General features: G+C 52.6%; 8 protein-coding genes. 5 read left to right on the top strand and 3 right to left on the bottom strand.

The window, feature by feature from the left end:
• The 4 genes from PORAS_RS02485 to PORAS_RS02470 all read left to right on the top strand — a co-directional run bounded on the left by PORAS_RS02485 (position 1) and on the right by PORAS_RS02470 (position 4,102).
• Entirely contained in the window at positions 1 to 1,791 is a 1,791-nt protein-coding gene (locus PORAS_RS02485) for an aminopeptidase P family protein (RefSeq protein WP_013760062.1), read from the top strand.
• Positions 1,792 to 1,796: 5 nt separating this feature from the next.
• Positions 1,797 to 2,360: a gamma carbonic anhydrase family protein gene (locus PORAS_RS02480; RefSeq protein ID WP_004330670.1), complete on the top strand. Its 564-nt coding sequence runs from the start codon at positions 1,797 to 1,799 to the stop codon at positions 2,358 to 2,360.
• Positions 2,361 to 2,387: 27 nt separating this feature from the next.
• Positions 2,388 to 3,053 carry a fructose-6-phosphate aldolase gene (gene fsa, locus PORAS_RS02475; RefSeq protein WP_013760061.1) on the top strand — a complete coding sequence of 222 codons (666 nt, stop codon included), beginning with the start codon at positions 2,388 to 2,390 and terminating at the stop codon, positions 3,051 to 3,053.
• A 416-nt stretch (positions 3,054 to 3,469) separates the two neighbouring features.
• Complete coding sequence (locus tag PORAS_RS02470; protein WP_013760060.1) at positions 3,470 to 4,102, top strand: MarC family protein; 633 nt, start codon at positions 3,470 to 3,472, stop codon at positions 4,100 to 4,102.
• 296 nt (positions 4,103 to 4,398) lie between these two features.
• Here the strand turns inward: PORAS_RS02470 and PORAS_RS02465 are convergent, their stop codons facing one another.
• Genes PORAS_RS02465 through PORAS_RS02455 form a run of 3 tightly spaced genes read right to left on the bottom strand, consistent with a single transcriptional unit; the run spans position 4,399 to position 11,337 of the window.
• Complete coding sequence (locus PORAS_RS02465; protein WP_013760059.1) at positions 4,399 to 6,477, bottom strand: T9SS type A sorting domain-containing protein; 2,079 nt, start codon at positions 6,475 to 6,477, stop codon at positions 4,399 to 4,401.
• Positions 6,478 to 6,516: 39 nt separating this feature from the next.
• Positions 6,517 to 8,787, bottom strand: a complete 2,271-nt coding sequence (locus PORAS_RS02460) for a leucine-rich repeat domain-containing protein (protein WP_245528045.1) — start codon at positions 8,785 to 8,787, stop codon at positions 6,517 to 6,519.
• A 42-nt stretch (positions 8,788 to 8,829) separates the two neighbouring features.
• On the bottom strand, positions 8,830 to 11,337 hold the full coding sequence (locus tag PORAS_RS02455) for a T9SS type A sorting domain-containing protein (protein ID WP_013760057.1): 2,508 nt from the start codon (positions 11,335 to 11,337) through the stop codon (positions 8,830 to 8,832).
• 597 nt (positions 11,338 to 11,934) lie between these two features.
• Between PORAS_RS02455 and megL the strand changes: the two genes are divergently transcribed.
• The gene (gene megL, locus PORAS_RS02450; RefSeq protein WP_004330655.1) at positions 11,935 to 13,137 is read left to right on the top strand and encodes a methionine gamma-lyase; all 1,203 of its coding nucleotides are present in this window, start codon (positions 11,935 to 11,937) and stop codon (positions 13,135 to 13,137) included.
• Positions 13,138 to 13,262: the final 125 nt, after the last annotated feature.

Raw genomic sequence — 13,262 nt, 5'->3', positions numbered from 1 at the left:
ATGCCAACAAACAGTCCTATCAATCAGCGCATCGAGGCTCTCCGCCAAGCGATGCGCACGCATCATATAGATGCTTACATCATACCTAGTGGCGATGCCCATCTGAGCGAGTACACACCCGAGCGGTGGAAGTCGCGCACCTGGATCAGTGGCTTCACAGGCTCTGCCGGCACAGCCCTCGTGACGCTAGACAAGTCCTTCATGTGGACCGACTCACGCTACTATCTGCAGGCGACCAACGAGCTGCAAGGTAGCGAGATGACACTACAGCGTGGCGATGATCCTGACACGCCTACCATCCAGCAGTATCTCTCTACGCATCTGAGCGAGGGAGCGGTCGTCGGGGTCGATGGTGCCTGCTACTCCATGGCAGAGTATGCTCCTCTTGCCCAGTCGCTAGCGAACCACGGCATCAAGCTAGTCTCCCAGTACGACCTCATCGAGGAGGTCTGGAGCGACAGACCAAGCGTGCCAACCAATACGTTTTACCTACAGGATGTCAAATTTTCAGGCGAGCGCACCCGTGACCGTCTGCAGCGTATCCGCGAGGCTTATCAGAGCTATGGCGCCGAGGCGGTCGCTATCACGATGGTCGACGAGCTCTGCTGGAGCTTTAACATCAGAGGCAACGACGTCTCCTACAATCCCGTCGGCATCGCCTTCGGCTTTATCGACAATGAGCGGGCTTATCTCTTTGCATTGCCTGAGAAGACTGTCCCCGAGCTACGTCAGATACTCAATGGCGAGGGCGTAGAGATTCGCGACTACGACACCTTCTATGACTTCCTCAGCAAGCTGCCACAGGATCTCAAGGTGATGGTCGATCCGAAGCGCACCTCACAGCGTGTTCGTGAGGAGCTGGGCGAACGTCCCGTCATCACAGGCGACTCAGTCATATCGCACCTCAAATCGATCAAGAACGAGACAGAGATAGCTGGCATCCACCGAGCTATGCACCGTGATGGTGTCGCTCTGACCCGCTTCTTCATCTGGCTCGAGCAGGCTCTCAAGAAGGGCGAGCACGTCGACGAATACTCGGCAGGCGAGACGCTCCAACAGTTCCGCGCGAAGCAAGAGTTTTACGTCAGCGATAGCTTTGGCGTCATCTGCGGTTACCAAGCCCATGGAGCTATCGTGCACTACTCCGCCACGCCCGAGAGTGCCTACAAGCTAGAGCCCAAGGGCATGCTCCTACTAGACAGCGGTGGACAATATATAGATGGTACGACAGACATCACCCGCACGATCGCTCTCGGGCCAGTCACCGACCAGCAGCGCACAGACTTCACGCTAGTCCTCAAGGGACACATAGCGATTGCTACGGCACGCTTCCCCAAGGGGACCCGTGGTAACCAGCTAGACATACTAGCTCGCAAGGCTCTCTGGGATAGAGGTCTCTCTTATGGTCACGGTACGGGACATGGTGTCGGTGTCTTTATGAATGTACACGAGGGCCCGCAAAACATTCGCACGGACAATAATCCGACCCCGATGCATCTGCACACTTTCACCAGCAATGAGCCAGGTCTCTATCGTGCTGACCAGTATGGTATCCGCATCGAGAACTTGATCCTGACGGTCGAGAAGGAGCAGACCGAGTTCGGTACTTTCTATGGCTTTGAGACCATGACGCTCTGCTACCTAGACAATGCGCTCGTAGACAAGTCGCTCCTGACTGACCAGGAGATCGCTTGGTACAACGATTATCAGGAGCATGTCTACCAGGAGCTCTCTCCTCTACTCACCCCTGAGGAGGCTGAGTGGCTACGCAACAAGACCCTACCCCTCTAATCCGTATGGCATACCAATATCCAGCAGGAAGCCTCATCCCCGTGCGGGGCTTTACGCCTCAGCTCGGGGAGGGCACCTTCGTAGCCGAGGGTGCACGCATCATCGGTGATGTGGTTATGGGAGCAGGGTGCAGCGTATGGTTCAACGCTGTCGTACGTGGCGATGTCAATAGCATCCACATAGGCAATCACGTCAATATACAGGACGGTTGCACGCTCCACACGCTCCACGGGCGCTCTGTATGCGAGGTGGGCGACTACGCTTCACTAGGTCACAATGTGATCCTGCACGGTGCCAAGGTGGGTGCCTACGCGCTCATCGGCATGGGTGCTGTCGTCATGGACAACGCGGTGGTTGGTGAAGGCGCTATCGTAGCTGCTGGGGCGGTCGTCCTAGCCAATACGATCATCCCACCCTATACGATGTACGCTGGTACTCCCGCTAAGTATATCAAAGACGTACCTCCTGAGCAGAGCCAGTCGCTCAATAAGCGCACGGCACACGACTACGGTATGTATGCCGACTGGTTTATGAATCCTGAGAAATACTCTGAGGGTTCGCACGAATAGAATTTATCTCTCAACATATACCCCTTTATGAAGTTTTTTATCGATACAGCCAATCTCGAAGATATCCGCACAGCCGAAGCGCTCGGTGTCCTCGATGGCGTCACAACCAACCCCTCTCTCATGGCTAAGGAAGGCATCGCTGGCGATGCTGCCTGCCGTGAGCACTACCTCAAGATCTGCAATATCGTAGATGGCGACGTCAGTGCCGAGGTCCTGAGCACCACCTACGAGCAGATGCTCCCCGAGGCACGCGAGTTAGCTGCCCTACACAAGAACATCGTGGTCAAGGTACCCTGCACACAAGATGGTATCAAGACCATCTGCCAGCTTACCAAGGAGGGCATACGGACCAACTGTACGCTCATCTTCAACCTCGGTCAGGCGGTTCTAGCTGCTAAGGCTGGGGCTACCTACGTCTCTCCCTTTGTGGGTCGTCTCGACGACATCAGCTCAGACGGTGTCTCGCTCATCGCCGACATCGTAGAGACCTTCGAGACCTACGGCTTTAACACGCAGGTACTAGCCGCTAGCATCCGTCACACCCAGCACATCATCGACTGTATGCGCGTCGGTGCTGACGTAGCCACCTGCCCGCTCAAGGCTATCCTCGGTCTGCTCAAGCACCCGCTCACCGATAGCGGTCTCGCAGCCTTCATCGCCGACCAGGAGCGCGTCGCCAAGCAAGGCAAGTAAAATAGCACCGCCACGTGGAAATTTGAAAATTTCCACGTGGCTATTTTTTATTCTCCACGTAGGCGAGAAAAAATTCTTCGGAAGTTTCGTTTGATTCCTCCGAAGTTTCATTTGTCGCCCACGTGGAGATTTTTTTCCCCCTACGTGGAGATTTACGATTTCCTACGTGGAGATTTACGATTCTCCACGTGGAGATGTAACCGCACCACAACTTTGTCGTCAAAGCCGTGACGGGTAGCCTGGCATTCGTTGCATCAAAACGATCCGGGTAACGATTTGTGGGGCCACACGGTCATGCGTTTCTACATATTAGATCTGCAGAATTGCGAGGAGGTCGTTTGGAGGGTTGGGAGGCGATTTCGTACCTTTGCGGATGAAAGCTTTCCCCTTAGTCACCGTTAGACGATAAATCTATTATGGAAAATCTTTGGAATAGTATCCTAGCTGACTTCGCACACTTCACACTGTCGAGCTTCTTTGCGACCTTTATGATCCTCTTTGTCTCTATAGACATCATCGGAGCTATCCCGATCGCACTGAGTCTTAAGGAGAATGGTAAGGTCTTTCACCCCAGTAAGGTAGCCATCATCTCATGCATCATGTTCATCGCCTTCCTCTTCATCGGAGAGCCGCTGCTGGGCTTCTTTGGAGTGGATGTCTCGTCCTTTGCCGTGGCGGGTTCGATCGTCCTCTTCGTGCTGGCTGTCGAGATGATCTTCGGCATACAGGTCTTTCAGGACGACAATCCCTCGGGCAGTGCTGACATTGTACCGCTTGTCTTCCCGCTCTTTGCGGGTGCTGCCTCCTTTACGGCGATCCTAACGATGAAGTCCTCAGGGACGGCGACCTCGACGCTTTTCGTCGCTATCCTGCTGAACGTCGTCTGTATCTACCTAATGCTACGGACGGTGTCACTACTAGAGAAGTGGCTCGGACATGGCGGGATCTACATCCTGCGTAAGTTCTTTGGGGTCATCCTGCTAGCTATCTCGGTACGCTTCTTTATGGAGAACCTCATGATCATCCTCGAGCCTTTCTTTGATAAGTAAAGGTCGTAACACACTAAATGCGTAGAGGCTCATCCCAATCGGGACGAGCCTCTACTTGTTTTGTGGACTGCGGTCGAGCAGTCTACGTTTCCCCTAAACTTAGAAACTATGAGACTGTTGCAAAAGTCAACAGTCTCACAATCTTGCTTGCAAGATTGTCCTGACTTTGCAGAAAGGATGAAGCGCAAGGCGCTGAGGGTGAGGTCTGAAGGGAGCATACCTCCGTATGCGACCGAAGCCGAATCCCGAAAGCAACGTAGCGATTCGCCTTTATGCAATAGTCTCACTATGCGTGTCTATGGAAGAACCACCTTGTACGTTTGTGATCCTACGCGCAAGAGGTAGCTACCAGAGGAGAGCCCCTCTATACGGTACTCCTCGCCAGCCACAGCCTCAGTGGCGTAGCGTACTCGTCCATCTAGGTCCAGTAGTGAGAGTGTCTGACTCACGTCTGACCGAACGTAGAGTATGCCCTCAGCGATGCGCATCTGACAGCTAGCAGGCGCAAGGGTATCCTCTACCCCTCCAGCGATATCGACGACAATCCGGCCTTTGTAAACCTCGCCGTTGAGTCCGACACTCTTGTAGTCCTTGTCACGCTGCTGGTCGTGAGAGACGATGATCTCACTGCCTTGAGGGGTCGATACTCCACACCCCTCGAAGACGATCTCAAAGAGGTTGACGATGCCCCCCTTCTCGACGATGACATTAGCTGCATCGAAGATGATCTCGCCTCCGTACTCGAGGTACCCGAAGATGCCGGAGTCTTCTCCGGAGATGATCAGCTTAGGACCTTTCTCGATAGTGACACTCGTACCATTGACGACTAGAGCCTGACTCTTGGAGGTAATCTTGAGGGTGCCATCTCCGACGATGTTGCCTCCTGAGGTAAAGACGAGACCCATATAGTTGGTGACTATTTCGTTGTCTCCATGCACCTCGATGGTGATGTTTCCTAGAGCTTGCATCACGCTGATGCCTTGGATCATCTCCTCGGTGACAAACTTAAAGCCGTTGAGCTTGAGGAGCTTCTTCTCTGGGTCATAAGAGATGGTACCGTCTCCTAGGATATCGTGGCAATTGGCTGTGGTCACTTGCTTGCCTGTAACGAATAGCGGTATGTCGACGGGTCTGTCGATAAGCACTTTGCCCTTACAGATGCTACCGTCTAGCATGATAGCGCCCTGCTGAGCGACAGCGCCCTGCGGTGTGACGATCGCTGTACGTATCAAGGAGAGATCGGCAAAGTCGTAGAGTGCTCCTTCTGATCCGTCCAGGGCGAGGCGTGCGTCTTCGATGGTGAGTCTAGCGGTCTCCTTGTCTCCATGTAGCGCACGAAGCCCTGTAGCAGTACAGTTGACGCCCTGGATCTTGAGACTACCCTTTACTTCGATAGCCGTGCCGGCGGGGGCGCTTACCTCGAGGGATCCGTTTCCGTGGACCATCGACTCCTCACCACCTAGCAGGAGGGCTGTGTCGCTGTCGGAGGAGATCTTGTTTTCTCCTACGAGCGTGATGTAGACAGGCGTCTTAGCCTCGATGGCAGGGACGCCCTTAGCCTCGATATGACTATTCGAGAGGATGAGTGTGGCGTACTTCTTCTTGTAGGTAACCGTTTGATCGCCTAAGACGTCGGCCGCATTCTCTGGGGTGATGGCTACGCCGTTGACCTTGATGTCATAGTCGCTAGAGACTTTCTTGATGATGATCTGATCAGAGATGGGATCTCCATCTATCACGACTTCACCTCCATCGACTTTAGCACCATAAGGCTCTACGATGACGCAGTTTCTGAGGTAGATATTGCCAAGGTCAGACATAGAGGGCATATTGCCTCCCTTTGCTTTGAAAACCGTCCCCTCCTCGCCATCGATGGTTAGAGAGGTGCGCTCGCCATATCCACCACCGGTGATGCCGTAGTCGCCCGCTACATCTACGGTGCAGCCTCCCTGCACGACGAGCTGGCACCCGTTATCAATGTAACAAGCGACCCCCTTGGCAGTACACTGGAGGGATCCACCCTTGCCCGTGATGATGACCTTCTGCCCCTCGAGGGAGATACGTCCTAGGTGATGCTTCAGGACGTTGGTACCTTTTAGCAGGATCGTCACCTCTGGCGTCCCCTCGTGGATATAGATACTCTCGGTATTGCCCGTGCAGTTCATGCGCACATTGTCGAGCGTGAGTACTCGTGTCGTGGGGTCAAAGGAGATCTTACCCTGCTCCCCGTCACCAGTACCTGTCCAAATAGAAGCGGCATTGCTAGAGGTCACGGGCGTGCCGCCAATCTCTATGCCATAGTCTTGAGCCCTTGCTCCTACGGCAAGTGCCGTCAGGAGCAAGAGGCTGAGCGTAAATCTGAAAAAACGATTCATATGATTGGTTGTTTGATTGGTTTTAATCATTGAGCTCTCTTAAGGGATGAGACACTTGACCGACTCGACTGGCGTAGCGACGATGTAGAGTCGCTCTGTGAGGGCTACTAGCGGAATGTCGCACAGTCCATCAGCGTCAGACTGCGTCTGCAGCAGTAGCTGACCCGTCATATCATAGAGCGCGATCGAGGTGTCTGGTGCGGTAGTGACGTGTAGCATGTCCAGCGCCACGCGCACCTGCAGTGCCGACTCGGTCGTAGGTGCGAAGACGGGGTGGTTCGCTATCGGGAAGCCGATAGGTGATCCCGTGTCGCCACTGGCCCCTCCTAGATAGTCACTCATCTCCCAGCCCTGTGCGTGAGCTAGGTAAAGGAGCTCCTCCTGAAATGCATTGTCAGCACCCGCTCCCTGACTATTGAGCCAGAGGATCGTTGCTTTCTCCTCCTCGAGGCGCTTGGGGAGGCTCGCAATGAGTTTCTTACCAGCCTCAACGGTTAGCTTGTTGCCGTAGCAAGAGAGCAGGTTAAGCAGTGGGGTGCCACTCAGCTGGATGTCTGTGAGCTGATTGTCGTGTAGCCGGAGTGTCACAAGGTGTGGCAAATCCGTCAACTGAATCGTTGCGGGCTGATAGTCGTGTAGCTCGAGTTCGCGTAGATACTGCGCCTTGGTAAGCTCTATGCCCTTAATGGCGGCTCCGCTAACGATCAGTCTGTAAATATCTCCACGGAGGAGTAGCTCTGTGCCCTCGATGGTGTAGGAGATAGGATCCTTAGAGCTGATGACAGGCTCGGTGGTGCCTGTGACTTGCATCTCGCCGAGCACGCCGACGGTGAGCTGTATGGTACTGCCTGCCTTGTCAAAGGTGAGCTTGATCATCCCCTCGCCCAGCTCGGGAGCATCAGAGCCACGGTAGTCAAGACCCTTGCCAAAGTCGGCAAAGTCAGCATAGTCGACCACACGCCAATACTTACCTAGCGCCTGATCGACCAGAGCCTTGGTGCAGACATTACCCTCCGTCTGGCTAGGCGTATTGATCACCTTGAAGAGTCCTCTCGTGAGCCCTGTGCGGTCAGGTAGCTTGGCAACAATCTGAGCCATCTGAGGATCCTTGATCTGATTGTCATAGATCTCCACTTTGCTGAGCGGGACTCCTGCTGCGAGGGTGATCTCGGTGAGCTGGTTATTGTTGCAGAGTAACTGCTCTAGATGAGTCTGTGCGGAGAGGTCGAGCTTAGTAAGGTTATTATTAAAGAGATAAAGCACCTTGAGCTCTTTCTGCGCAGAGAGGTCGAGCTGCGAGAGGTTGTTGTGTCCCATCTGCAGGGAGGTGAGCTTGGGATTGTTACTCAGATCGATCGAAGCTATCTCCAGGTCTCCACAGCTGAGCTCCTCGAGTAGTGGGCAGTGTGACACGTCTAGTCCTCTAAAGGGGTTCTTGCTACAGCTCAGCCTGCGAAGCTGCTTGCTGTGCGAGAGATCTAGGCTCGTGAGCTTGGCATAAGCGCAGGAGAGCTCCTCGAGTAGTGGATACTTAGCCAGATCGAGGCTCTGTACCTTCGTGCCGTAGATGTCTAGGAAGAGCAGCTTAGGGTGCTCTCCGAGGGTCAATGTCTCGAGGTCAAAGTCATTTGATACGGAGAGCCACTCCAGTGAGGCTAGGTGCGCTACATCTAGGGCGGTGATCTCGTTGTCTCCACAAGAGAGGGTGCGCAGATCCACGTTTTGCGTTAAGTCTAGCGAGCGAATCTTGTTTTTCGAGACGTCTAGTTGCTGTAGCTTCGTACACTTGCTGAGATCTACTGACGAGGGGTAGTAGTTGTCCGAGTAGTCTAGGATCTCTAGATCGGCGCATTGAGCGAGGGCTAGGCTCTTGACGTAGTTGCCCTTGAGGCGCAGCTCCTTGAGGAGAGACTCTTTGGGGATGTCGAGACGCTCTAGCTGGTTGTAGGTACAGTCCAGGCGATGGAGAGCCTTGGCGTAAGCAATGTTTAGCTCGGTGAGGTTGTTATTATCACAACGTAGCTCAGCAAGCTCTTTGGCCTGACGGACGTCTAGAGCGGAGAGCTTTTGGTGAGAGAGGGTGATAGCCGTGATGGCTCCTGAGAGCTTCACATCAGCACTCTCGATGGTATAGGCGTGTGGCTTGCCATCAGCGAGGATCGCTCCTGCTAGGCCTTGAGCCGTTACTGCACCATCGGCCGATATGGTGAGTGTGATCGTCGATCCTACTGGCAGAGCCGTGGTAAATAGGATGCGAGAAGCTGCATAGCTCTGTAAAGAGCATAGGGCGAGGCCCATGAGCATAGTCATGAGTCCTCGCCTTATGATAGAGTGAAGCATCGTTTGTTTTGCTTATTGTGTTATGACCACCTTGTCAGTTTGTGTGCTGTCAGATGAGATGGTGCGAACGATGTATAGTCCGTCAGGTAGCTCAGAGACGCCCATATCGATGCGCTGACAAGGAGCTGTGTGGTAGTCACGCAGTAGCTGACCCGTGGTGTCGTATACCTGAAGTCCCTCAAGGGCAGCGCCCTCAGCAGTGATCGTACCGTAAGCGTACTGTACCGTCGTGGTGCCTCTGTCTACTAGCTCCTGGAGGTGACGTGGTGAAGCCTCAAAGACATAGATAAAGTCAAAGGTGTGGTTAGGATCACCATAGGATAGTAGCCAGTGCTCAGCCTTTGTGCAGTAACCCTTGAGGTCATAGCTAAACTCGCCGAAGCCTCCGTTTTCCTCTGTAATAGGTAGCATAGGCCAGAAGACCTTGGTCTTAGCCTTGTCGTCGTACTGATAGCGTAGCTCGAAGACGGGGTTAGGCTTACCCTTCTCAGGATCGGTCTCACCCTGATCATACGTATAGTTCATCGCCTTGACGCTGGACATCAGTCCCTGCTCATTCCACGTGTACTGCTCACCCTTCATGTAGAGCCACTTGGTCTGAACGGCTGCATACTTGACCTCTGACTTCTGTCCCTTGTCGTTGTAGCTGTAGAAGGTCTTGCCTGTGGGGGTCAACACTGTGGGGTGATCTGTATCTACTCCTGTAGCCTCTCCAAACTGCTCCTCGATGAGCTGTCCCTTGTCGTTGTAGATGTAGTCATTCATCACTTTGGCGCTCTGCTCTGTCCAATAGTCTATCTGTCCATCGGGACGATAGGCGATCTTGGTGTCAGCCATATCGGTTGTAAAGAGCTTCATCTGGCGTCTTACCATACGACCCTGATCATCGTATGTATAGTGAGTAAACATACTGGGCTTGCCATTGTCATAGGCTAGCGTGATGTCAATATCTGAGATACGTCCCTCCTCATCATATCGTATATCGTTGCGAGACTCGACAGTTCCGTCGCCCTTCATAGCGGTGCGGGATACCCACTTCTTGTTTTCGTCATACCCATAAGTATAGACCGTAGCCGTAGCGACCGTAGGCTCCACCTTCGTCAGATAGTACTCGTAGGTTACTGGGGCAGTCTTTGCAAAGGTAGCCGTGATCTTGCTATCCTCAAAGAGCTGGAACTCTAGATCCTCTAGGATATCATCGTCATTGACCTTGAGCTCCTGTAGCTCGTAGCCAGCCTCAGGGGTAGCGAGCACCTTGTAGGTCTCACCTTGTGGCATAAAGGGCCAGTCTTCCTTGTCGTAACCCTCGATAGCTATCGTCCCGTGCTCTGTCTCTTCAATGGTAACCTTAGCATACTCGAAGATAGGTGTGGGCTCTCCATACTCATCCTCATTCTTGCTAAATAGTGCCCACCCCTTGCGTCTAGCTACACTAGCCGCCTTGGGAGACCAAACGTTGCCCTCCTTGTATGTAACCTTGGTCCCCAGAGCAAAAATCTTATAAGCAGGTGACGTCGCATTGTAGTCGGCACCATGATCTGCCAAATCCTCTACAAGAGCCAGTGTCGTCTCTGCAGGGAGTGCACAGAGGTGCAAGCTGAGTAGCTTCAGGTTCGGGCAATTGGCTGCGGTCACCTTGGTAAGTTTTTGGCAACGCTCTAGGTAGACCTGAACTAGTGAAGTGTGACCCGATAGATCTATCTCCTCTATCTGAGCCTCCTGTAGGTAGATGTACTTTAGATTGTCAGATTTAGGTAGCTTTACCGTAGCAAGCTTAAGACAAGAACTAGCTGTGAGATCCTCTAGAGCGACACAGTCTGAGAGATCTAGTGTGGTGACCTCTGCCTGCATACAGTCTAGCGTGGTGAGCTGGCTCATCCCCTTTAGGTTAAGCTCCTTAACTGGGTTGCGAGCTACGTTGAGGCTCTTCAGATTGACTAGACCCGTTATGTCTAGATCAGTCACACCGCTGTTTTGGAGTTCTAGCTCCTCGAGTGCTGAACATCCAGAGAGGGCGACACGCTGGAGCTTCATACAGGCATTGCCAGCGAGAGTCTTTAGACTTGTACAGCCCGTTAGATCTAGTGCAGGCAGGGAGCTGTAGGCGCAGTTTAGCTTTTTAAGCGAGGTGACATTCTTAGCCTGTAGATCGGTGATCGAGCTGTTTTTGACACTAAGCTTCTCAATCGTCTTTGAGCTCGTGATGTCTATGGCAGAGAGTACGCTGACATATTCGCAACTTATCGAAGTGACAGCACCACGGATCTTAATCTCTAGCTCTGTGGGGGTGTAAGAAGTACGCTCTGCTGCGTAAGCCTCTGTGACGCCGTCGATGGTTATCTCACCCTCACCCTGTACCTCTAGAGAGAGTGGAATAGGCTCGTCATCATCGTTGGTGGGGAGCTCTGTAAGTTTCATCGTAATGACGTTTTGCTCAGCAGCTTCTTGAGCTGGTAGCGGCGCATAAATAGCGATCCCGAGGAGGGCTAGCAGCGCAGCAATAAGTAGTCGGTGACTCATTGTTTTTAAATTTTAGTTGGTTAGGATTGTCTATTAATTGACACATACATTCCTGTATCTGTCGCGAGCAAAGGTAACAATTATTTATTTAGCACACAATAGCAATATATTGGTACGACAAACAACTACCTGGAAATTCTATTAGGATTTTCTAAACTTTCGGCTTCTATAGCGGGATCGAGAGACTTCTAATCGCTAAGATGAACAGTCGCTACCGAATAAATCAATAACCTCACGGAAGAAATCGGGAAATTCTTCGGTGGAAATTTGCTATTTTCCAGGGAGGTACGAAATAATTCTTCGGACTTATCATTTGATTCTTCCGAAGTATCATTTGATTCTTCCGAAGTATTTTCCCATAGCTCGCTGGAGATTTTTTATTTTCCAGCGAGCTATTCTGAAATAGCCTCGGAGGAATTGTTAGTTGACGTGATCGGAGGTGCTCGGAGTGAAGTCGGATGAACAGAGGGGCTGGTGTGACGGGCAACCCACTGATCGTTATGCTATCTTTCTTTCTCCTTCTAGCCCTTATATCTAGTCGTGATCGCTATTTTTCGTACCTTCGTACCGAATAATCGAATCTTTAGATAAAGCATAATGATTGATCCAAAAAAACTACAGCAGATGGGCTTCGCTACGCGTGCCATCCATGCTGGTAGCGAGCGCAATCAGCACGGTACGCTGGCTACACCTATTTATCAGACCTCTACTTTTGTTTTTGACTCTGCGGAGCAGGGTGGCAGACGCTTTGCCCTTGAGGAGGACGGGTACATCTACACTCGTCTGGGGAATCCTACCTGCACAGCTGCTGAGCAGAAGGTTGCCTCTCTAGAGGGTGGTGAGGCTTGCGTCAGCGCTTCTTCAGGCATTGGTGCGATCACCTCGGCTATCTACCCCTTGGTGCAGGCTGGTGACCACATCGTCGCAGGTAAGACGCTCTACGGCTGCACCTACTCATTCCTCGAGCATGGACTCTCACGCTTTGGTGTGGAGGTGACCTTCGTCGATGCGCGCAATCTTGATGAGATCAAGGCTGCTATGCGCCCCAATACGAAGCTGGTCTACATCGAGACCCCGGCCAACCCTAACATGTACCTGACAGATATCGAAGGCGCTGCCAAGATAGCTCACAGCCAGGAGGGTACTGTGCTGATGGTGGACAATACTTACTGCACGCCTTTTATCACGCGTCCTCTAGACCTCGGTGCTGATGTCGTAGTACACTCAGCTACGAAGTATCTGAATGGTCACGGTGATGTGATCGCCGGATTTGTCGTCGGTCGCAAGGAATATATCGACCAGGTGCGTCTCTTTGCTGTAAAGGATATGACGGGATCAGTCCTAGGCCCGTTCGAAGCATACCTGATCGCTCGTGGTATCAAGACTCTGGAGATACGTATGGAGCGTCACTGCGCTAATGCACAGCGTGTCGCTGAGTTCCTCGAGCAGCACCCCGCTATCGCCTCGATCGCTTACCCAGGTCTCAAGAGCTTCCCACAGTATGAGCTAGCTCAGAAGCAGATGCGCCTACCAGGTGCTATGATCGCCTTCGAGCTCAAGGGTGGTCTAGAGGCTGGTCGCAAGCTGATGAATAGCCTCCACCTAGCTACACTCTGCGTGAGCCTTGGTGATGCTGAGACGCTTATCGAGCACCCAGCTAGCATGACTCACTCGCCCTACACACCTGAGGAGCGTGCTGCTTCTGACATTGGTGAGGGTATGGTACGTCTCTCTATCGGTCTAGAGAATGTCGAGGACATCATCGCAGACCTTAAGTGTGGTCTAGACGCACTCCTATAATAATAAGCTAGAAAAGGCTATCGCCACGAAGCGATAGCCTACACCAATAAATAAGCGCTCCCCCCATCGCAGTCGATGTACTGTGATGGGGGGAGCTTTTTTGTTCAGAGTCTGTCGAGTCGTGT

Source organism: Porphyromonas asaccharolytica DSM 20707 (genome assembly GCF_000212375.1).
GTDB classification, from domain to species: domain Bacteria; phylum Bacteroidota; class Bacteroidia; order Bacteroidales; family Porphyromonadaceae; genus Porphyromonas; species Porphyromonas asaccharolytica.
This window is presented reverse-complemented; position numbering and strand designations above follow the sequence as displayed.